The following is a 21,271-nucleotide window of genomic DNA, read 5'->3' as shown; positions in this document are numbered from 1 at the left end:
CTTTAGATAACTAAATATAAATCTTATGGCTATCGTAAAAGAATTTAAAGAATTCGCCATGCGCGGCAACGTTGTTGACCTTGCAGTGGGTGTTATCATTGGCGTTGCTTTTGGTAAAATTGTTACATCATTAGTAGCTGATATCATTATGCCGCCAATTGGTTTGGCTACCGGTGGTATTGATTTTAAAAATCTTAAGTATGTGCTTAAACCAGCAGTAGATAAAGTGCCTGAAACAGCTATCAATTACGGTTTGTTTATCAACAACGTGATCGATTTTATGATCGTAGCTTTCTGTATATTTCTTATCGTAAAGGGGATAAACACCCTTAAAAAGAAAGAGGAAGCCGCTCCGGAAGAACCACCGGTACCCACAAAAGAAGAAATTTTACTTACCGAGATCCGTGATTTGTTAGCGGCGAAGAAATAAACAGTTGCGGGGTTCGTGTTGCATGAGACGAGATTTTAAATGTGCTTATTTAAGGCAACCGTACCGCGCAATCCACTTCCCGAAACTTTACCTAAAAGCTTCGCGGGAGCTTTGGGTCGGTTAAAATAATGTAGTCTGCCAGTTGTTTAAATTTGGTCCAATCAGGATTGTCGAAATTGTCATCGGTATAGGCTGCCACGGTGAGTAACCTTACATTGGGGGCATATTTTTTAAGTTGGGCTGCTGCGCCTAATTTTTCTTCGCTGTGGAAACCTCCGTTAAGCTGCAATATTTTAAAACCGGAGTGGCTTTTATAAAATTTAGCTATTGACCATCCCATGGTAGCATCCCAAAGGTTTTGCGATTGATAGATTTGCATACCGGCCATTGCACTATGCCCGCCCATGATTTTTACAAATTTATCATAGTACACGCCGGTAGCTGTATCAATAGGCAGGGGAGCAAGGTAAGTTTTTGCCTGTGCATCCAGTTGTTGTAAACTGCCCAAACCACCGCGTGTAACCATATTGGTGTACCGGGATGGCGCGTTGGCAGCAATTACAGGCACCTGACTTTGTTTGGCAAGTTCAACCAGTGGCCTGTAATCTTTATAATTGGGCCAGGTGCGGGCATCGCTGATTAAGTTTTTCTCGCGAATGAGACCGCCAAGGTATTCGTTGAGCACCAGTTGGCAATCGGTGCTAAACATTTCCATAGATAAGGCGGTTTTATGCGGATAGTGTTGTTCCAGTTCTTTAAATAGTTCAAACTCCAGTATATGTCCGGTAGAATCATTATGCTCTTCGCCAAAAAATAGTACATCGGCTTTGTTCATACTGCTGATAATATCGGCAATTGTTGCCGTTTTTTGGGTAGCTGTATTGTATATTTTATAGTGAGAAACGGCTATTTCCTGGCCCAGGGTTATAAAAGGTAAATACATTAGTAACAGGATGCCGGCTGATTTCATATTATGGTTTTAAAACCTTTAATTTACACTAACTAAAACGGAATGACAAATAAGAAAAATAGTGTTTGAAAAGTTTCAAAATATTACTACATTTGCGCTCTTGTTTTTAAAACGACGAATAGAATAAAATAGCCATGAAAAGAACGTTTCAGCCTTCTCAAAGAAAAAGAAGAAATAAACACGGATTCCGTGAACGCATGTCGACTGCTAACGGCAGGAGAATATTAGCAGCCAGAAGAGCTAAAGGCAGAAAAAGATTATCTGTTTCTGACGAGGGTAGTCACAAAGCATAAACCGGTTGCGCTGGTTTGCCGGTAGGCAAACCAATGGATACCGATTAACTGCTTAAATCCCGGTTCCAATAAGGCAACTATGTATACTTTTAAAAAAGAAGAACGGTTATGTAATAAAAGGCTTATCGATAAGCTTTTTCATAGCGGCTCTTCTTTTTTGTGTTACCCATTTAAAGCCTCGTGGTTGTATCATACCGAACCACAGCAATATCCCGTACAGGTATTATTTTCGGTACCCAAAAGGCGTTATAAGCGTGCGGTTGACCGTAACTTAATAAAACGCTGTATGCGCGAATCGTACAGGCTGCACAAGCAACAAAGCCTTTACAATTTGTTGCAATCGGCCGATAAAACTATAGTGCTATCGGTAGGTTATATCGGTAAAGAAATTGCCCCGTACAGCGTGATCGAAAAAAAAATGCAAAAGCTGTTAATCCAGCTTGCAGAACAATTAGTGGCTACCAACAATGCAATAGTATGATGGCGCTGGTGAGGTTGATTAAAATGCTGATAGGAGGTGTTTTTATACTGCTGATAAAAATATACCAGTATTTTATCTCGCCATTAACAGGTGCATCATGCAGGTATACACCAACCTGCTCGCAGTATGGTGTAGAAGCTATAAAAAAATATGGTGCCTTTAAAGGCGGATGGCTAACCATAAAAAGGATTGCCAGCTGCAACCCCTGGGGTGGGCATGGTCATGACCCTGTACCATAATTCAGTTCAAGATTTTAAGCGATAATTAATTTTGTGGTTACTCAAATCTCAGAACTCAAGATCCCGAATTCAAAACTTAACTCATGGGCCTCATTTTACAAATTGAAACTGCAACAACATCCTGCTCGGTAGCCCTGGCTGCCGGTGGAAAGGTGTTAGCTTTTAAGCAGGTAAATGAGCGCAACAAACACGCCGAAGTAATTACTTTATTTACTGAAGAACTGATAACCGGTAACGGTTATAGCTATCGTGATTTGGATGCCATTGCGGTAAGCTGCGGCCCCGGTTCATACACAGGCTTGCGCATAGGGGTATCAACAGCCAAAGGACTTTGTTTTGCATTGGATAAACCCCTTATAGCCATTGAAACGCTAGAGGCTATGGCTTACGGTATTATTAATAATTATCCTGGTATTGTAATTAGCGAAGGCACCCTTTTGTGCCCCATGATAGATGCCCGCCGCATGGAAGTTTATTGTGCCGTGTTTAACGCTTACGGTGAAAAGCTAAAAGCAACTGCTGCTGATATTATTGACGAAAATAGTTTCAGCGAACTGCTGAGGGGGCATCAGATTTTGTTTTTTGGTGATGGGGCCGATAAATGTGAGCGTGTTTTAGGATCAAATCCTAATGCGCTGTTTATAAGTAGTTTTGAAAATTCGGCAACTTACCTTACCCAAAAGGCCGCCGAAAAGTTCCGCAATAATGATTTTGAAGATGTGGCGTATTTTGAACCCTATTATCTGAAAGATTTTATTGCCGGCAAGAAAGTTTTATAGATGTGAGATATGAGAAAAGTACTTGTCTAAAATCTCATATCTCACATCTATAAAACGCTATTTATTCGTTTTGAATATCCGGCCCCATAATCTGCCCAAAAAACCCTTTTCGCCCATCGGGATATAGCTTGCATTCATGGGATGCTCAATTACCGCCCCAAATTTCATCGAGAATCCTATATACAGATCCATGCCCGAATAGGGGCCGTTATGGCTTATTTGCGTCTGGCTACCTAAAGCTGCCATTGCAAAGCTGGCGGTATTCAACAGTCTTTCGCTGCCTATGTAAAATTCACTATTAGGGTTTTTATACATAAACTGTAGCCCAATATTAAATAGCTTCATATCATCATAACTGGCTGTAAGCGTGCCGGTATAATTATGATACTGCAGGTGATTAACAAGGGCCCCCGTAAAACCAGTAAACCATACTTCCTTTGAGCCCACAAGTGTTGGTGTGTATTTAAAGTTATTATCGTAATCTATCCAATAAGTTTTTGATGCACTCAACTCGGCTTTGGCATTTATTTTTGTAGTGAACGACTTTTTAATTGGGGAGCTATTTAATATATTCATAGTATGATTATAAATACTATCCTCACGATGATCTGATGTAAGGCCTCCATAAGTTTCGGTATTATTAAAATCAGATATTTCGGACCGGCTGCTCCAGTGAATAAAGCCGAGGTCTTTAATATTAGCCTGTATGGTTATTTTATCCTCTGTGAGATACGATGCTCCTAATGATATGGCAGCTCCCGGGCTGCGAAACGTAGGTAAATAATCACGCGCAGAGGGGGCTCCTGGTATATAGCTTGAATAATAACGGCCACGCATAGTAACAATTGCTTGGCTGGTAAGCTGATTAAATTGAGCCCGCGAACCATCAATATCAAACTTTGAATACTTAATACCCAATAAGCCACTTATTTTAAAACCCAACGCCAACTGTTTATTGATGCGTTCCCGGTACGAAAACCCTAACTGGTTGTAGGACTGCATCAAAAAATGATCGTTGAAAATATTATTGTATACGGCACCATTTACAAATTTTGAACCGCCGTCAAGCAAGGCAATGGTTTCATCACTGACAGTCCCCCGGGATTCTAATTTTGTCTGGTATGAAAAACCCATCTCAACATCCCCGTTAAGACTGGTAAATGCTTTAAGCATTATGGCGTACGCATTTACATTAACGTTGAAATGGTTTGTTTTACTCTCACCCACGGTTAACCTGCCCGAACCATACGAAGGGTAAGCAGAAAATAGCCTGCTTTTTACACTTTGCTGTATATTGCCGGTTACATAGGCGTTAGCATCAAAGTTTGGTATAAAAAAATTGAATGCATATTGCCTGCTTGAATCTGGTATGAATGACCTTACAGAGGGGTTTTCAAAAGAATCATAAAGGGTGCCTGTATTGTACTGTGAAAATTGCTGGGCAGAAACCGAGAAGGAAAAGAGTGTAAAGAAAAAAATAATTAAAATCTTATTCATATATAATATCTCACCTTGCCTTAGTCTTCTATGATTTTTTAAAGATAAAATTCAAAATTGAATATCAATAAAAAAGAATAAATTAATCAGTATTTTAACGTATTTAAGTGTAAGGGGGTTGTGTAATTGACTAAATAATTACTTCTTTAACATTGCGGTATCAATATTGTTTAACTGCATACAGAAATTAGTATAAAAGTTATTGTCTGATGATGTAAACTGATAGGCTGCCCCATAAAAACTCTTCCAGCCGGGTTGGTTGTTTTCAAAGTTGTTGTAAAGCGATTCTTTAAGGTCGCGTTTTAATATGGGTTGGGCGTTTTTAAAGTTGACAAAGTATGCTACATTGCTTCTTTCGGCCTGCAGGTTATCAAACTGGTTATATTGTTCGTTTTTGCTGATGAATTTACGGTTGATATAAGTATCGGTATAGCTTAGCAACTCCGACGGAGTAGTTGCCAGTACCAGGTAGTTATCTATGATCATAAAGTAGGGTTTCCTGAAAATGCTGAAGGCATCGCCCAATAAAAAAAACGGCAGCTTTTCATAATTAAATTGCCCAACATTATCAGTGGCCATGGTACTGATGTTGGTCATTAACGGCAATAGTTTTGAACCATCTTTAACAGAAACTATAGCATACTTTTCCTGGTAGCGTGTAGTTACCACAGCAAACTCATTGCTTAGCAAATGTTCAAATTCGGGTTTTAAAAACATGCCTGTTTCTTGCCTTATTTTGCCAAATAGTTTATCCTTTTCGGCGTTCACGCCGGCCTTAACGTGCCATTGAGAAAGATCGGTGGCAAACTTTTGCGGATCAGAGACCGCGAAATTAATACTGTAAGCAGTAGTAGCCGGGAAAATATCTTTTAAACGATTGATAACCGGCTGCTGGTTGGCAAACAGGTTTAAATAACTAAAAGTATGGCTATTGAAACTGGTAATGCCATTAAACATCAGCGCATCGCTTTTGTAGTTTAAGCTAAGTGCAGCAACGGCCGGCAACAGCCGGAAACTTTTGAAAATGTCGGTGTTATTATTCCTGAAAAACTGATCGAATATGGGCGATAACTGCCTGTAATTAATGTACAAATTTGCCAGCGAATTGGAGTTCTGCTGATCTGGGAGAGGCACAAATATGTTTTTGCCTTTATCGCTGCGATACAATATACTTTGATCGATAAGGGCTTTTGAAAAACTGCCGATGAAAATATTATCCTCTTTTTTGATGATGTAAAAATGTTTGTTGATAGCTTTTATAAATACATCATACTCCAAACCTATTGCGTTATGATGTGAGGTTAAAGTTAAGCCACCTTTTGATTTTGTACTTATTTTGGCAAAGGCATCGGGTTCAAAACCTGAAGCTGCTGTGGTAGTTACCAGGAGGCCAACATCATCCGCATCGGTAGGGTGGATTGATATAAAAACATTTTGCCCCGAGAAGAACCCGTTAGCCAGCGGAGATGATAATAATAATTTGCGCAGTGTATCCAGGTCGGTTAGTTTTGATTTGCCAACAACAGCGCTTAATAGCTGATTGCCATTAAAAATATCGTAAAATCCCTTCTCGTTATTGAACTCAAATACCGCAACGGCGTTATCGGGGATGGTTTGCATTACCTGGGTGTTGCGTGCCCCCGGTGGACTTAAATTTTTAAAATAGATAACCGTAATGGATACAGCAGCAGCCAGTAAAATTATGGTGGTAACTATCAGTTGTTTCATCGCAGTTTGCTTTGCAAAGATAGAATTTTACCCTGCGGCATTAAAGTAATACTTTCAATTGGTTAACTTAGCTTTTTATATCTGCATGAACAAACAAATTATCATTACTGCTTCTGTTTTTGGTATGCTGGCGGTTGTAACCGGTGCATTTGGCGCACATGGTTTAAAAGCGGTTTTGCCGGCCAGTCAACTTGAAGTATGGCATACGGCTGTACAGTATAACTTTTATCATGTATTTGCTTTATTGTTCCTTTCAACTTTTAAGGATGATGCAAAAAATAAGCTGATCAGAGCCTGTTATTACATGTTCACCTTTGGGATCGTATTTTTCTCGGGATCACTTTACCTGTTAAGTTGCCGGAGTATTATTGGCTGGCACTGGCTTATTTATATGGGGCCAATAACCCCGATGGGCGGCGTGTTGTTTATTTTAGGCTGGCTGTTGTTGGCTGTTGCCGCTTTTCGGGTTTTGGACAAAAGATAAAGGACCATCAGACAAAGGACTAATACAGTCCATTACTTTAAAAACATTTCATGTTAGAGTTTGCCGAAATTGAATATACCGATCGTAAAACACTCTTTGTTGAAGTGATTTTGCCCCTGGCTATTTCAAAAAATTATACTTACCGCGTACCTTTTGAGCAGAACGATGTTGTGGCCATAGGCAAAAGGGTGGTAGTACAGTTTGGTAAAAGTAAACTGTACACGGCAATAGTGAAGGAGATAACAACACTGGCCCCAGAAAAATATGAGGCCAAATATATTATTGAGGTGCTGGATGATCAACCAGTGGTTACTCCCCATCAACTTTATTTTTGGCAATGGATTGCCGACTATTATATGTGCAACATTGGCGAGGTAATGAATGCTGCCCTCCCCGCTGCTCTTAAACTGGCCAGTGAAACCCGCATTGAACTTAATAAAGAATTTGATATAGATCGGTCGTCTCTTCATGATAAGGAGTTTTTGATTGTTGAGGCACTGGATATTCAATCCGAACTTACTATAAGTGATATTGCCAAACTGCTGGGCCAAAAAATAGTAATGCCTATTTTGAAGCTGATGTTTGAGAAAAATATTATCCATATCAGCGAGGAAGTGAGCGAACGTTACAAACCCCGTAAGCGCACTTTTGTTACGCTTAACCCTGTTTATAATAATTCCGAAAACCTGCGCGAACTTTTTCCGATATTGGAAAAGCGGGCTCCTAAACAGGCTGATGCACTATTGGCCTATATTAAGCTATCCCGTCATCAAAAGGCGATTACAAAAAACGAACTGATTGAGGAAAGCGGGGCAGGGGAATCGAGCATTAAAGCGCTGATTGAGAAAGATATCCTGTTTGCTGAGGAGAAGAATGTTAGCAGGCTGCATTTTGAGCAGGATGCGGATGCTATTACCAATTTTGAGCTGAGCGAACAGCAAACAGAGGCGCTGCAAAGCATCCGTACGCAGTTTGCTGAGAAGGACGTAACATTGCTGCATGGTGTAACCTCATCCGGGAAAACCCTGATCTATATAAGGCTTATTGAAGAAATGATGCGTGACGGCCGCCAGGTACTTTACCTGCTGCCAGAGATAGCGTTAACTACTCATATTATAGAAAGGCTGCGGATTTATTTTGGTGCCGATATCGGTGTTTATCATTCCCGTTTTAATGATAATGAAAGGGTTGAGGTTTGGCAAAAGGTATTAAATAACGATTATAAAGTTATCCTGGGTGCCCGTTCTTCGCTGTTCCTGCCATTTAATGATCTGGGGTTGGTCATAGTGGATGAAGAACATGAAACTTCCTACAAACAATTTGATCCGGCACCGCGCTACAACGCCCGCGATGCTGCTGTCTTTTTGGCCAGCTCACACCAGGGGAAGGTGTTATTAGGTTCGGCCACACCATCATTTGAAAGCTATCATAATGCCAAAACCGATAAATACGGCTTTGCCGAACTAACTGAGCGATTCGGCGGGGTACAGCTACCCGATGTTGAGGTAGTGAGCATAGCAACAGAAACAAAGCAGAAAACCATACAATCGCATTTTACCAGTGTACTGATGACTGGTATAAACGAAGCGCTTGCAAACAAGGAACAGGTGATCCTGTTCCAGAATCGTCGTGGGTACGCGCCTGTGCTGATGTGCAAGATCTGTGCTTATACTCCTAAATGTATTAATTGTGACGTAAGCCTTACTTATCATAAAAGCAGTGGTAAGCTGCATTGCCACTATTGTGGTTATAAGGAAGATTCGCCTTCCATTTGCCCGGCGTGTGGCTCAACTCATTTGGAATATAAGGGCTTTGGCACCGAAAAAATAGAGGATGAACTAAGCCTACTGCTTCCCGAGGCCCGTATCGCCCGTATGGATCTGGATACCACCCGCTCGCGTAATTCATTGCAAACCATATTGAATAACCTGGAAGAAAAAAAGATAGATATATTGGTGGGTACCCAAATGGTAGCCAAAGGTTTGGATTTTAGCGATGTTACCCTCATCGGGATCATCAATGCTGATAGCCTGCTTAAATTCCCGGATTATAGGGCCAACGAACGCAGTTTCCAAATGCTGGCCCAGGTAAGCGGCCGGGCCGGCCGCAGGGGTAAGCAGGGCAAGGTAGTGATTCAAACCTATGATCCATTTCACCGCGTGATAAAACAGGTGATAACCAATGATTATAACGATCTGTATTTTACTGAAATGGCCGAGCGTAAAAGCTTCAAATACCCGCCTTTTTACCGAATCATCAACCTTGATATCAAGCACAAGAACCCCGAGGTGTTGTATAACCAGGCCATATACCTGGCCAATGAGCTCCGCAAACATTTCGGCGAACGCGTGATTGGCCCGGAAGCACCGTTGATCAGCAGGATCCGTAACTTCTACATCAAATCTATCATGCTTAAATTTGAAAAGGATGGGATCTCGATAGTGAAAGCCAAAGCTATTTTGAAAGATGTTATTGTACAGTTTCAAACTACTAAGCTTAGCAAAGGGAGCATTGTACAGCCCGATGTGGACCCCTATTGATATTGGCCTCAGAACGGTCAATGAGGTACACAGCGATCTCCAATAGGGAGGTTCTTTATGCAAGGTTACACTTTTTTATCGGCTCGTAAGTCGGGGATTATTAATATTTTGATTTGATTTTTATAGGTATTAATGAGCTCCCTACGGTCGGTTATCTTCGTGTCTCACAATGACGGGGCCTTTATTAATTAGAGATTATAATGGCTAAACTTTTTTTGTGCTAACAGTTAATGGATTATCCGTTCGAGGCAAAATATGTCTCCCGAAATCCCCAAAATCATGTTAACTTTACTGTGTAATGGCTCAGAAATATATTGATAATTATCGCGAAAAAGGTGCCCGTAAGCGATTGGTGGATATCCTGGAAAAAAAAGGTATTCAGGATGGGGAAGTGCTAAAAGCTATAGGGAAAGTACCGCGCCATTACTTTTTTGCCGAAACTTTCTGGAACCAGGCTTACAGGGATATTGCTTTCCCGATAGGTGAGGGGCAAACCATTTCGCAACCGTATACGGTTGCCTATCAAACCCAACTGCTGCACATTCGCAAAGGCGATAAGGTGCTGGAGATTGGCACAGGTTCGGGTTATCAAACCTGTATTTTGATGGAACTTGGCGCTGATGTTTATACCATTGAGCGCCAGGAAAAGCTTTATGAACGAACTAAATACGTACTGCCCGAAAAAATGGGCTACAAACCCCACTTCTTTTGCGGCGACGGCTCTATTGGCATAGCGAAATATGCGCCTTACGATAAAATAATTGTAACTGCAGGTGCTCCCACAGTACCAGATGTATTACTAAAACAATTGAAAATAGGCGGTATATTAGTAATACCTGTTGGTGATGAAGAAACCCAGAAAATGGTTACCGTTCTCAAAGTAGGCGAGCATGATTACGAAAAGATAGCATTAGATACCTTTAGGTTTGTGCCTTTGGTAGGGGATAAAGCGTGGTAGAGGCGGATTTTGGATTTCGGATGTTCGATTTCGTAATTTTGATTTTCGAATTGATAAGTTATTTTTTCTAATGATAACTGAGATAAGACATTCCAAATGTCCATCTAAATAAATCCGAAATCGAACATCCGAAATCCCAAATCAACGTTTCATCGCCCTGTCCATCTCTATTTTGGTATCGCGCTCTTTCATGGTATCGCGTTTATCAAAGGTTTTTTTACCCTGGGCAAGGCCTATCTCCAGTTTGGCAAAACCGCGTTCGCTGATGAAAAGGGCAAGCGGGATAATGGTCAATCCTTTTTCTTCGCCCCGGGTTAGCAGTTTTTTGAGCTCTTTTTTGTTGAGGAGCAGTACACGGTCGCGTTTGGCTTCATGGTTGTAAAACGATCCGTAAGAATACTCTGATATGTGCAGGTTTCGTACAAATAGCTGGTTATTAATAAAAGTGCAAAAAGCATCATTAATATTTGCTTTGCCCTCGCGGATAGATTTAATTTCGGTGCCCAGCAATTTAATGCCGGCTACGTATTTATCTAGTACGTGGTATTCAAAATAAGCTTTTTTGTTCTTTATATATATTTTATCCTCGGCCATTATATCCTGCTGCTAAAGCTGCAAACTTACATAAAATTTTATTTGCTCTTTGTTGTGGTACCCTATTGCGGTTTTACAATCAACACAGGTACATTTACCTTGTGCCTTACCGAATTAACCGTTGTGCCAAAAATAAGGTCTTTTAAAGCTTTGTGCCCGTGCGATCCCATTACTATAAAGTCTATCCCGTTTGTATTTACAATGTCGGCAATGGCCCTGGCGGGGTTACCATAACCAATCTCGGCCTTGGCTTTGTAACCAAGCCTTTTCATTACCTCAACGTATTTATCTAAATTATCAACGTCGCTTTTTGTTTCGTTATCCATTACCTGGCCGCCGTAATAGCGCGCGCCGGCGGTTTCCACAATGTGGATTAGTGTGTAGTGGGCATGTTTGCCGCCCTGCATAATGGCATGGCGAAGGCAATCTTTGTCGTTCTTTGAAAAATCAATGGTAATGGCTAAGTGCTTATAAGTAATGGCGTCAAGCTCATTAATAGCGGTTGCAATGCCATGTGGAACAACATACGCAACCTGGGTGGTATGTTTATAAAGCAATGGTCTTAGAAAAACGTATATAAGTAATAAAAAAACCCCAATTACTAAGGGCACAACAAAAATATAGATGTACATATCCGATTGCGGGTTCTCCTTTAACCAATCGCCAATTTGATCAACCACTAATTTCGCATTAAGTCCAACTATCAGTATAGCACTTGCCCAGGCCAGTATTTTTACTTTAAGGCTGATGGCAAAATTCCCCATTCTTTTCTTATCTGAGGTAAAGTGAATAAGGGGAATTACAGCGAAACCCAATTGAAGGCTTAACACCACCTGGCTTAGTATGATCAAGTTGCCTAATGCCTGCTCGCCAAAATAAAGTATAGTAAACACCGCCGGTACAATGGCCAGCACGCGGGTAAGCAAACGCCGTAGCCATGGCTCAATGCGCAGGTTAATGTGGCCTTCCATAATGATCTGCCCGGCGAGCGTGCCTGTTATAGTGGAGCTTTGCCCCGATGCTATCAGCGCTATGGCGAACAATACAGGAGCTATTCTCCCAAAGATGTGTTCCAGTAGCTTATAAGCATCCTGTATTTCGGCGACCTGGAAATAGCCATTTTTGAAAAAGGCGGTCGCGGCGAGGATGAGTATGGCCGCGTTTACAAAAAAAGCAAGGTTAAGCGCAATCACAGTATCAAAAAGGTTAAACCGGATGGCCCCTTTCATCCCCTCATCTGTACGGGTGATCTTTCGGGTTTGTACCAGCGACGAATGCAGGTAAAGGTTATGCGGCATTACAGTAGCTCCAATTATACCAATCGCTATGTATAGCATTTGCCGGCTAACTGCATCGTTTTTAAACAGGTTGGCCGGAATAAAACCTTTCGCAATGTCCACTACATCGGGCGATACAATAAACATCTCTATCAAAAAGGACATACCTATGATGAATATCATGGATATTATAAAACCCTCAAGCTTGCGCATACCCTTGTTCATCAGGTAAAGCATCAGCACAGTATCGGTTATGGTAAGCGATACGCCCCATATGAGCGGCAGGTTGAAAAGCAGTTTTAAGCCGATGGCCATACCGATGATCTCGGCAAGATCACAGGCTATGATGGCTATCTGGGCCAATACATACAGGCAAAAGTTTGCAAAACGCGGGTAAGCGCGTTTGGAAGCCTGTGCCAGATCGAGCCCGCGTACAATGCCCAGTCTTGCAGCTAATGACTGCAGTAACAGGGCAATAAGGTTTGATATAAACAGCACCCAGATAAGCTTGTAACCAAAAGCGCTGCCGCCGGCAATATCTGTAGCCCAGTTACCGGGATCCATGTAGCCTACACTAACCAGGTATGCCGGACCCAAAAAGGCCATGATCCGGCGCCAGCCGATTTTATTTTCGGGGTGAACTGAGCTGTGTACGTTACCTAATGAGGGGTTATGTTCGTGTTTATTCATAAGGATATCAGTAAATTGTTGGCAACCTCGCGGCTGATGTATATTTCTTTGTCTGTTTCGGTTTTTAAAGCCACAGAATGATCGTATTCAATAATATCGGTTATAGTTACTTTTTTACCAATGGTAAGCTGCTGTTTTTCGAGATATTGTAAAAACGATGATGTATGATCGCGCACGCCCGAAATTATCCCGCACTGGTTAACTGTTAATGTCGAAACGGGTTTTAACTCCATTGACTTAAATTTGCCGTTGCAATCAGGTATCGGGTCGCCATGTGGGTCGTGTTTGGGGTGGCCCATAAATTCGTCAAGCCTGTCTATCAATTCTTCAGACGATATGTGTTCCATTTCTTCGGCCATGTCGTGAACCTGGTCCCATTTAAAATTGAGCTTTTCTACTAAAAAATATTCCCAAAGGCGGTGTTTACGTACAATGCCTATGGCTATCTTCTCTCCTGCATCCGTGAGGCTCACCCCCTGATAACGGGTATAATTGATTAAGGCCTTATCAGCCAGCTTTTTCAGCATATCTGTAACCGATGATGCTTTGGTATTTAAGGATGCCGCAATTTGATTTGTGCTCACTATGCCGGCATCTATTGCCAGGTGATAAATGCACTTTAAATAGTTCTCCTCGGCTAATGTGTTCATTTATACAAAACTAATAAAAAATTTAGACTAATCTAAAATATGAAGACTTAGGAAATATATTTTTGTTTTACTCGTTTTAAGTGAAATTTAATTTTGTGAAATGCGGAAAATATTATATTTGCAAGTACTATGGCTGCTGAATTAGACAAAATAGACCTACAGATACTCAAGATTTTACAGGAAAATGGAAGGATAACCAACCTCCAGTTATCAAACGAAATAGGGCTTTCGCCGGCTCCAACGCTTGAGCGCGTGCGTAAACTGGAGAACGCTGCATATATAAAAAGCTATCATGCGCTGGTAGATGAAGAAAAACTTGGCCTGGGCATCAAAACTTTTATCCAGATCTCGCTTGATTTTCATCAGAAGAATACCATTCAAACTTTTTTGGATGAGATAAAAACTATCAAAGAAGTTACCGAGTGCCATCACGTAACCGGCCAGTGCGATTTTTTATTAAAGGTTTATGTGCGCGATATTAAATCTTACGAGCAACTGATCATGGAAAAGATAAGCCGCATCACGGTAGTAAAAACCTTCCAAACCATGATGATCATGTCGACAAGTAAAAAGGAGCCGATTGTGCCGTTGGAATATTAGAAGTTATTTGAAAAATTTGAAAATGTGATAATTTGAAAGTAGTCTTCGACTTATGTAATTTTCAAATTTTCAAATCAACACATCTTCAAATCATCCTCAATGAATTTGCCAATCTATCTCCGCTTTCCCTTCTCTTTTTAAAATTTCATTAGTTTTTGAAAAAGGTTTACTGCCGAAAAAGCCACGCTCTGCCGAGAAGGGTGAGGGGTGGGCCGACCGGATGATGAAATGCTTTTTTTCGTCAATCAATGCTGCTTTTGATTGTGCGAATGCTCCCCAAAGGATGAATATGATGCCTTCTTTTTTATCAGATATGGTTTTGATCACCTCGTCGGTAAATTCTTCCCAGCCTTTTTTTTGATGGGAGGCCGAATCTCCGGCCCTTACGGTGAGGGTAGCGTTTAGAAGCAATACGCCTTGTTTGGCCCATTCTTCCAGGTTGCCATGTGTTGGGGTTTTAAAGCCCAGGATATCGGCTTCCAGCTCCTTGTAAATGTTTTTAAGCGACCGTGGTATTGCAATACCCTTTTGTACCGAAAATGAGAGTCCGTGTGCCTGGTGAGCGCCCGGGTAAGGATCCTGCCCCAATATCACCACTTTAACATCGTCAAAATGCGTGGTGTTAAAAGCATTGAAAATTTCGGTGTTTTTGGGGTATACTATCTGTCCGGTTTCTTTCTCTTTTAATAAAAATTGTTTCAGTTTTACCATGTATGCCTTGCCAAATTCGTCTTCTAATACTGCAAGCCATGATGGGTGTAATGCATTCGACATAAAATATTTATATAGATGTTGGTTTAGCGTACAAATAAACGGATATTTGCAGTTAATATAAGTATCACAAATCATGTCAAATATAGTTCGTTTAATTGTAGCGTGTGTATTCTTTGGCGCAGCTGTTGCGCTTTGTGCTTTTGGCTTTTGGGGCTGGGGTATTTTAGTATTGTTTTTTGGTGGTATCGTGTTGCTCAGTTTCTTTTTTAACGAGAACATGATCATCTCGCAATATTTCCTGCGTAAAGAGAATTCGGCCAAAGCCGAGGAATGGTTAATGAAGATAACCGATTATGAAAAGCAATTACACAAAAATCAGCATGGTTACTATAACCTGTTGATCGGTTTGATCGAATCGCGCAAAGCGCCGATGAAATCTGAGAAATACTTCAAAAAATCTTTACAGCTGGGCATGAAAATGTCGCACAATATAGCTTTGGCTAAATTGAGCCTGGCGGGTATTTCTATGGCAAAACGTAATAAGCGCGAAGCGCAAATGTACCTGTCTGAAGCATCAAAAGATGATAAGAATAAATTACTTACCGACCAGATAAAGATGATGAAAGGCCAATTGGCCCAAATGGATAAGCAGGTAGTAAGAGGGGGATATCGTCAGTTTTAATCAGGATAAAGGATAGGCAAATCAAACAGCAAGCAAAAAAAGAATAAAAAAATAAAGGGGACCCCAAAATGGGTCCCTTTTATTTTTCGTCAATAGCGCTAAAATAATCGGCTGTGGCCGAATGATTTTGGTAGGGATGTACCACAACATGGTCGCTATAGGTGTAATCGCTTTCTTCGGTTGGGTTCGACACTTCAACCATTTTTAATAAACTCCTGATGAACGACAGGTTGAAATTGCTTCGGTTCAGTTTTATCAGGTATTCATTTTCGGTAATTTCCAGAATTGAATTAGTCATGATATTTGTATTTATTGTTTATTGCAAGTATAATCATCATTATTAAACCAAAAGTCGTATTTGCTTTAAGCTTTCATTAACAAATTGTTACGGTTGATATATAGCGTATTTGCTTTACAGTTAGCGAATAACCATAATCATTTTTACAAAAAGTGCAACCCGACTCAGAAGAAAGATTTTCCATAATATTAATAATAGAGATATCATTATTATCGCCTATGTTTTCTGAGCAGGATATAGCATAATATTGGCTGCCGCTATAATCGCGCTTTAGCTTTGTAATATGCCCGGTACTATTAACGGTGCAACTATTTAAACGCATATATAATATTGTGATAAGGTATTACTTGTAACACAAATATATGTGTTAGCGTAAATATATTAAAGAAAAATAGATTTTTATACTATTTTAATTAAAAATTATATAGTGCGATATTAAAATTTTGATATAAAATAAAAAAGACGCATTTGGTGCGTCTCTTAAATTATTGAAAATCGAATAAATCTTACTCAAACCAACTCATCACCACTTCCTTTGCAGGCATGGTAATTTCAAGTTTTAGTTTTTTACGCATCCCGCCCAGGTCGTTAAACACTTTATTGGGGTTGCCGGCTTTTAGTTCTTCAACGGTATTAAAGCCCATCTTATTTAATACAGGTACCCACTCGGCGGGTACGCCCACGTTTATGAAATCATCTGCGGTAGCAACCTTAGCTTTTTTCTCGGGGCGCATCTGCGGGAAAAACAATACTTCCTGTATGGTACTCTGGTTAGTCATCAGCATCACCAAACGATCGATACCAATACCCAGGCCCGATGTTGGCGGCATACCATATTCCAGAGCCCGTAAAAAGTCATCGTCCATCGCCATGGCTTCATCATCGCCGCGGCCCGCCAAAATCAGCTGCTCCTCTAAACGCTCACGCTGATCTATAGGATCATTTAACTCGGAGTAAGCATTTGCTATCTCCTTGCCATTCACAAACAGCTCAAAGCGCTCTACCAGGCCCTCTTTTGTGCGGTGTTTTTTGGCAAGCGGGGTCATCTCGATAGGGTAATCGGTGATGTAGGTAGGCTGAATAAGGTTATGCTCCACTTTGGCGCTAAAAATCTCATCAATCAGTTTGCCTTTACCCATGGTTGGGTTAACCTCTATCTTAAGCTCGGCACAGGTCTCGCGTAAGGCAGCCTCGTCCATAGCGGATACATCAATGCCTGTATATTTCAGGATAGAATCATACATCGACAATTTTTCATACGGACCGGCAAAGTTGATCTCGTTACTGCCCACATGTACCACGGGGATGCCATGAACGGCTTTGGCAACGGTTTCAAGACATTCCTCAACCATGGCCATCATCCAGATATAGTCTTTATAGGCCACATAAATTTCCATGGCGGTAAATTCCGGGTTGTGGGTGCGGTCCATACCCTCGTTACGGAACATTTTGCCAAACTCATAAACACCATCAAAACCGGCAACAATTAGGCGTTTCAGATAAAGCTCATTGGCTATGCGTAAAAACAGGGGCATATCCAGCGTGTTGTGGTGTGTAGTAAACGGACGCGCCGCTGCACCACCGTGTACCGGCTGCAATATTGGGGTTTCCACTTCCATCCAGCCCTGCGCGTTAAAATAGTTGCGCATGCTGCTGATAACTTTGGAGCGGTTAACAAAAATTTGTTTATAAGCCGGGTTTACAGTTAAATCCACATAACGCTGGCGGTAACGCAGCTCCGGATCGGTAAATGCATCGTATATATTGCCCTCGTCATCCCGCCTTACTACCGGCAGTGGTTTTAACGACTTGGAAAGTACAATCAGCTCACGTACGTGAACAGAAATTTCGCCGGTTTGGGTTAAAAATACATAGCCTTTTACACCTACGTAATCGCCAAGGTCCAGTAGTTTTTTAAATACGGTATTGTATAATGTTTTATCCTCATCAGGGCAAATATCGTCACGTTTCAGGTAGATCTGGATCCGCCCGGTTGAATCCTGGATCTCGGCAAAAGATGCACTGCCCATGATGCGGCGGGTCATGATACGGCCCGCGATAACTACATTTTGGTAGGCTTCGGGTTTATTTGCAAAATTATCGGTAATATCCTGTGCCCAGGCGTTAACATCAAAAGCTTCGGCAGGGTATGGGTTAATGCCCAGTGCCCTTAATTGTTGTAAAGATTCGCGGCGAATAATTTCCTGTTCGGATAGTGCAATACTCATGTTTTGAACGGTATTTTAATAAAGGTGCAAAAATAGCGTTTTTAATGAGATTGAAGAAGCCTCCTCTAAATCTCCCCCGGTAGGGGAGACTTTTATTTTTAAGTCCTCCCTACCGGGAGGATTTAGGTGGGGCTTTTTGGCAGAGATTTAGAGGGGCTTCTTTTTTTTTCCTTTAAACAACCTATATTAGCTAACCAATTACCATCCGTAAATGAAAAAACTACCTCTGATATTATTATGCCTTATAGCTGTCACCTGCAAAGTATTTAGCCAGGATAGTACAAGTTTATATGATGCCGGTACCAAAGCTGTGTTGGTTGCTAAACAATTTTCATTCACCGAAGGGCCGGCTGTTGATAAAAAAGGTAATGTATTTTTTACCGATCAGCCTAATGATAAGATCTGGAAGTATGATACCGATGGCAAGCTATCCATCTTTTTGGATAGCGCGGGCCGTAGTAACGGGATGTATTTTGATAAAAAAGGAAACCTTATCAGTTGCGCCGATGAAAAAAATCAGTTATGGTCTATCAGCCCTAAAGGTAAGGTTAAGGTGCTGCTTGCCAATTATAAGGGGCTATTATTTAACGGCCCCAATGATGTTTGGGTACGCCCGGATGGTGGCTTGTACATAACCGACCCATACTACCAACGCAATTACTGGACCCGGAAAAAAACCGACCTTGACGGACAAAAGCTCTATTACCTGCCAAAAGGCGGGCATGAAGCTATAATAGTCGACGATAAATTTGTAAGGCCCAACGGCATTATAGGTACGCCAGATGGTAAATATTTGTACGTGGCCGATATTGGCGATAGTAAAACCTATCGTTACGAAATCAATAAAGATGGCTCATTAAGCAACCGGACCCTTTTTACCGCACAGGGATCCGATGGGATGACGATTGATGAAAATGGAGACATCTACCTTACCGGCAAAGGTGTTACCATTTTTAACCCCAAAGGCGAAAAGATAGCACATATAGATATAGATGAACCCTGGACTGCCAATATCTGCTTTGGCGGTAAAAATAAGGACATGCTATTTATAACCGCATCCAAAGCGGTATATACCTTTAAAATGAAGGTAAAAGGAGTGGATTAAGCTTTTTGCTGCAATATGGAAATAATTTGTTGTTGCTCGCGATTGCTTAGCAGGTCGCCATCATAATGCCAGGGGCCTGTTTGGGGGAAAGTAATTGTCCCTAAATAGTCCGGGTTGTCTTTATTAGCTAAAGAAGGGCTGGCCTCATCTATCTCCATTTCTTCGGTAAATAGCCGCGATTCATTGTCAACCGATGTTTTGTATATGTTGTATACCCCGGTATTTGCCAGGTTGTGCTTCAATACCGGTTCAATGATGATGCTTCTCGAACTGCCATCAGCGTGCTTTAAATCTACATAAACCGGATTTTTCATAGCTGTATGATTTTTATAGATGATACAATATAATACAATGCGGAATGGAACTTTGTTTTTGGTTATTTATTCGCCGCAAGAATTACACTTGATCCATTTAATTATAAAAATATATAGAAACAAGAAGCGCCCTCTGATGGGCAGGGGCGCGTTCTAACCAATTATAAACCTAAATTATGAGAAGAGCTGTAAGGGAGGTCTCGAACCATCTGTTGCTGCCGTTCAGCGCCTTACATTTGTTACACTGCAAATATACAACACATCTTTTATTTTGCAAATGTTTTAAGTAAAAATATTAATTATTAACAATTTGATAAAAATTAACCATTTACTGTGCAATATTGATAATAAAATAACTGTTGTTTTAACACGTTATCGCCTGTATATCAATATGTTTATTTTAACCATCAATGATATCAATATGACCTCGAATTTTAAAAAGTAGCAAACTTTATAAAAAATATAACAAAGTTTACAGAATTCGATTTCGCGTATTGAAAATAAATACGTTATTTTTTATGAATTATTGTATGATTTACAGTAATTATTTTCTTTTTGTAGTAATAGGGTTAGCCAACAATAAGTAGTAAAACAATAAGTAATAAATTTAAAAGCCGCGGTACCTATGGCGGCTTTTAAGGGTTAAATCGATAAAATAATATTGCAGCATTAATTCTGTGCGGCGGGTGCGGTATCAGCTTTTTTCTTAGCTTCCTTTTTTTCTTTTTTCGCCGCTAATAAAGCAACATATTTAGTTTTTTGCTCAGTAGTAAGTATCGCCTTTAATTTCGCATCAGCCTGGTCACGGATCAGTTTATGCGCATATTTCTGCTCTTTTTTGTCATTGGTTGTTTTAAGCGCTTTTAAGCTATCCAGGCTTTTAGCCTGCTCCAGCAACACGGTGTTCACCTTACTGATCTGGCTATTGTTAAGGTTTAACTGTTGGGTTAATGCCTTGGTTTGTTTGGCTGCTTTTAATGCCGGTGTTACAGGGGCTTTGTCTTGTGCACTAGCAAACAGGCCTATACCGGCTATAAGCGCTATCATCAATAATAACTTTTTCATAGTTTATGTTTTTTGTGGTGGTACGACTGGTTTTTTTGGTATTGGTTTAACTCCTGCCAATTTACAATTTATAATAATTGATAGGAAAGCAACACAGCCCCGCTTTTAAATATTTTGGTATCCGTTAATTCCAGGTTAACTTGTTTGTTTATGCCGCTGAATATCGGTGTACCATTGCCTAAGGCTATCGGGTCAATCATAAGCTCAATGCTATCTAACAAGCCCTCGTCGGCCAGTTGGCTAATGATATTGCCGCTGCCCAATATCGTAAGGTCATGGCCGGGTGTTTGCTTTAGCTTTTTAACTTCGGCTATCATGTCGCTCACGATTGTGGTATTTTGCCAGTCTGCCTTTTTTAATGTTTTTGAGAAAACAATCTTTTGGGCGTTGTTCATGCCTTTGGCAACTTCGGGCATGCTTTCCAGGGCCATAGGCGAAGGCCAGAAACCGGCCATCATTTCATAGGTTAAGCGCCCAAAAAGCAATATGTTGCCGGCCTGCATATTATCCCCGGCAAACCTGCTGCCTTCGTCGTCATGTTCATGCCAGGCGGTTGTGCCACTGGCATCCTTATAAAAACCATTTAAGGTTACAAAATTAAATGCTGTTAACTTTCTCATGAGGTTTGATTTTTAGATGTTTTAAAATTTGACCT

At 40.8% G+C, this 21,271-nt stretch carries 24 protein-coding genes; 11 read left to right on the top strand and 13 right to left on the bottom strand.

Annotation, left to right across the window (positions count from 1 at the left end):
• The first annotated feature begins 25 nt into the window (after positions 1-25).
• Positions 26-430: a large-conductance mechanosensitive channel protein MscL gene (gene mscL, locus AC1DQW_RS13200; RefSeq protein WP_477419733.1), complete on the top strand. Its 405-nt coding sequence runs from the start codon at positions 26-28 to the stop codon at positions 428-430.
• A 91-nt stretch (positions 431-521) separates the two neighbouring features.
• Here the strand turns inward: mscL and AC1DQW_RS13195 are convergent, their stop codons facing one another.
• Positions 522-1,400, bottom strand: a complete 879-nt coding sequence (locus AC1DQW_RS13195) for a ChaN family lipoprotein (protein ID WP_477454504.1) — start codon at positions 1,398-1,400, stop codon at positions 522-524.
• A gap of 134 nt (positions 1,401-1,534) precedes the next feature.
• Between AC1DQW_RS13195 and rpmH the strand changes: the two genes are divergently transcribed.
• The 4 genes from rpmH to tsaB all read left to right on the top strand — a co-directional run bounded on the left by rpmH (position 1,535) and on the right by tsaB (position 3,192).
• A complete protein-coding gene (rpmH, locus tag AC1DQW_RS13190) occupies positions 1,535-1,693 on the top strand; it encodes a 50S ribosomal protein L34 (RefSeq protein ID WP_184542896.1) in 159 nt (52 codons plus the stop codon).
• A 79-nt stretch (positions 1,694-1,772) separates the two neighbouring features.
• Positions 1,773-2,174, top strand: coding sequence for a ribonuclease P protein component (gene rnpA, locus AC1DQW_RS13185; RefSeq protein WP_477454503.1), 402 nt, complete (start codon positions 1,773-1,775; stop codon positions 2,172-2,174).
• Positions 2,171-2,413: a membrane protein insertion efficiency factor YidD gene (gene yidD / locus AC1DQW_RS13180; protein ID WP_477406619.1), complete on the top strand. Its 243-nt coding sequence runs from the start codon at positions 2,171-2,173 to the stop codon at positions 2,411-2,413. The genes rnpA and yidD overlap by 4 nt, the downstream gene beginning before the upstream one ends.
• 83 nt (positions 2,414-2,496) lie before the next feature.
• Complete coding sequence (gene tsaB / locus AC1DQW_RS13175) at positions 2,497-3,192, top strand: tRNA (adenosine(37)-N6)-threonylcarbamoyltransferase complex dimerization subunit type 1 TsaB (protein WP_477454502.1); 696 nt, start codon at positions 2,497-2,499, stop codon at positions 3,190-3,192.
• A gap of 57 nt (positions 3,193-3,249) precedes the next feature.
• Here tsaB and AC1DQW_RS13170 read toward each other — a convergent pair whose 3' ends face one another.
• Positions 3,250-4,689 carry a DUF5723 family protein gene (locus AC1DQW_RS13170; RefSeq protein WP_477454501.1) on the bottom strand — a complete coding sequence of 480 codons (1,440 nt, stop codon included), beginning with the start codon at positions 4,687-4,689 and terminating at the stop codon, positions 3,250-3,252.
• Between the two features lie 138 nt (positions 4,690-4,827).
• On the bottom strand, positions 4,828-6,417 hold the full coding sequence (locus tag AC1DQW_RS13165; RefSeq protein ID WP_477454500.1) for a hypothetical protein: 1,590 nt from the start codon (positions 6,415-6,417) through the stop codon (positions 4,828-4,830).
• A gap of 85 nt (positions 6,418-6,502) precedes the next feature.
• Here AC1DQW_RS13165 and AC1DQW_RS13160 point away from each other — a divergent pair, with 85 nt between their 5' ends.
• The 3 genes from AC1DQW_RS13160 (at position 6,503) to AC1DQW_RS13150 (ending at position 10,399) form a co-directional block, all read left to right on the top strand.
• The gene (locus tag AC1DQW_RS13160) at positions 6,503-6,901 is read left to right on the top strand and encodes a DUF423 domain-containing protein (RefSeq protein ID WP_477454499.1); all 399 of its coding nucleotides are present in this window, start codon (positions 6,503-6,505) and stop codon (positions 6,899-6,901) included.
• A gap of 50 nt (positions 6,902-6,951) precedes the next feature.
• Positions 6,952-9,441 (top strand): replication restart helicase PriA, encoded by a 2,490-nt coding sequence (priA, locus tag AC1DQW_RS13155; protein ID WP_477454498.1) that lies wholly within the window; start codon positions 6,952-6,954, stop codon positions 9,439-9,441.
• Between the two features lie 298 nt (positions 9,442-9,739).
• The gene (locus tag AC1DQW_RS13150; RefSeq protein ID WP_477454497.1) at positions 9,740-10,399 is read left to right on the top strand and encodes a protein-L-isoaspartate(D-aspartate) O-methyltransferase; all 660 of its coding nucleotides are present in this window, start codon (positions 9,740-9,742) and stop codon (positions 10,397-10,399) included.
• Between the two features lie 141 nt (positions 10,400-10,540).
• On the opposite strand, the gene smpB is transcribed toward AC1DQW_RS13150, so the two are convergent.
• The 3 genes from smpB to AC1DQW_RS13135 all read right to left on the bottom strand — a co-directional run bounded on the left by smpB (position 10,541) and on the right by AC1DQW_RS13135 (position 13,610).
• On the bottom strand, positions 10,541-10,993 hold the full coding sequence (gene smpB / locus AC1DQW_RS13145; RefSeq protein WP_477408441.1) for an SsrA-binding protein SmpB: 453 nt from the start codon (positions 10,991-10,993) through the stop codon (positions 10,541-10,543).
• 62 nt (positions 10,994-11,055) lie between these two features.
• Positions 11,056-12,960 (bottom strand): Nramp family divalent metal transporter, encoded by a 1,905-nt coding sequence (locus tag AC1DQW_RS13140; RefSeq protein WP_477454496.1) that lies wholly within the window; start codon positions 12,958-12,960, stop codon positions 11,056-11,058.
• Positions 12,957-13,610 (bottom strand): metal-dependent transcriptional regulator, encoded by a 654-nt coding sequence (locus AC1DQW_RS13135; protein WP_477454495.1) that lies wholly within the window; start codon positions 13,608-13,610, stop codon positions 12,957-12,959. Before AC1DQW_RS13135 ends, AC1DQW_RS13140 begins: the two co-directional genes overlap by 4 nt.
• Before the next feature lie 129 nt (positions 13,611-13,739).
• Between AC1DQW_RS13135 and AC1DQW_RS13130 the strand changes: the two genes are divergently transcribed.
• Positions 13,740-14,210 (top strand): Lrp/AsnC family transcriptional regulator, encoded by a 471-nt coding sequence (locus AC1DQW_RS13130; RefSeq protein ID WP_295719405.1) that lies wholly within the window; start codon positions 13,740-13,742, stop codon positions 14,208-14,210.
• A gap of 96 nt (positions 14,211-14,306) precedes the next feature.
• On the opposite strand, the gene ung is transcribed toward AC1DQW_RS13130, so the two are convergent.
• Positions 14,307-14,984 carry a uracil-DNA glycosylase gene (ung, locus tag AC1DQW_RS13125; protein ID WP_477454494.1) on the bottom strand — a complete coding sequence of 226 codons (678 nt, stop codon included), beginning with the start codon at positions 14,982-14,984 and terminating at the stop codon, positions 14,307-14,309.
• A 73-nt stretch (positions 14,985-15,057) separates the two neighbouring features.
• Here ung and AC1DQW_RS13120 point away from each other — a divergent pair, with 73 nt between their 5' ends.
• Entirely contained in the window at positions 15,058-15,606 is a 549-nt protein-coding gene (locus AC1DQW_RS13120) for a DUF2892 domain-containing protein (protein WP_477408343.1), read from the top strand.
• Between the two features lie 79 nt (positions 15,607-15,685).
• Here AC1DQW_RS13120 and AC1DQW_RS13115 read toward each other — a convergent pair whose 3' ends face one another.
• The 3 genes from AC1DQW_RS13115 to lysS all read right to left on the bottom strand — a co-directional run bounded on the left by AC1DQW_RS13115 (position 15,686) and on the right by lysS (position 18,132).
• Positions 15,686-15,904: a hypothetical protein gene (locus AC1DQW_RS13115; protein ID WP_477408342.1), complete on the bottom strand. Its 219-nt coding sequence runs from the start codon at positions 15,902-15,904 to the stop codon at positions 15,686-15,688.
• Between the two features lie 76 nt (positions 15,905-15,980).
• Positions 15,981-16,226 (bottom strand): hypothetical protein, encoded by a 246-nt coding sequence (locus AC1DQW_RS13110; protein WP_477454493.1) that lies wholly within the window; start codon positions 16,224-16,226, stop codon positions 15,981-15,983.
• Positions 16,227-16,410: 184 nt separating this feature from the next.
• On the bottom strand, positions 16,411-18,132 hold the full coding sequence (lysS, locus tag AC1DQW_RS13105) for a lysine--tRNA ligase (RefSeq protein WP_477454492.1): 1,722 nt from the start codon (positions 18,130-18,132) through the stop codon (positions 16,411-16,413).
• Positions 18,133-18,343: 211 nt separating this feature from the next.
• Here lysS and AC1DQW_RS13100 point away from each other — a divergent pair, with 211 nt between their 5' ends.
• Positions 18,344-19,237, top strand: a complete 894-nt coding sequence (locus tag AC1DQW_RS13100) for an SMP-30/gluconolactonase/LRE family protein (RefSeq protein ID WP_477454491.1) — start codon at positions 18,344-18,346, stop codon at positions 19,235-19,237.
• Here AC1DQW_RS13100 and AC1DQW_RS13095 read toward each other — a convergent pair.
• The 3 genes from AC1DQW_RS13095 to AC1DQW_RS13085 all read right to left on the bottom strand — a co-directional run bounded on the left by AC1DQW_RS13095 (position 19,234) and on the right by AC1DQW_RS13085 (position 21,236).
• Positions 19,234-19,551, bottom strand: a complete 318-nt coding sequence (locus tag AC1DQW_RS13095) for a hypothetical protein (protein WP_477419717.1) — start codon at positions 19,549-19,551, stop codon at positions 19,234-19,236. The two genes, AC1DQW_RS13100 and AC1DQW_RS13095, sit on opposite strands and share 4 nt — an antisense overlap.
• A gap of 669 nt (positions 19,552-20,220) precedes the next feature.
• The gene (locus tag AC1DQW_RS13090; protein ID WP_477454490.1) at positions 20,221-20,616 is read right to left on the bottom strand and encodes a hypothetical protein; all 396 of its coding nucleotides are present in this window, start codon (positions 20,614-20,616) and stop codon (positions 20,221-20,223) included.
• 68 nt (positions 20,617-20,684) lie between these two features.
• Positions 20,685-21,236, bottom strand: a complete 552-nt coding sequence (locus AC1DQW_RS13085) for a dihydrofolate reductase family protein (protein ID WP_477454489.1) — start codon at positions 21,234-21,236, stop codon at positions 20,685-20,687.
• Positions 21,237-21,271: the final 35 nt, after the last annotated feature.

Source organism: Mucilaginibacter sp. P5_A4 (assembly GCF_056400605.1).
Note: the sequence above shows the minus strand (reverse complement) of the source record. Positions and strands in the feature narration are given on the sequence as shown.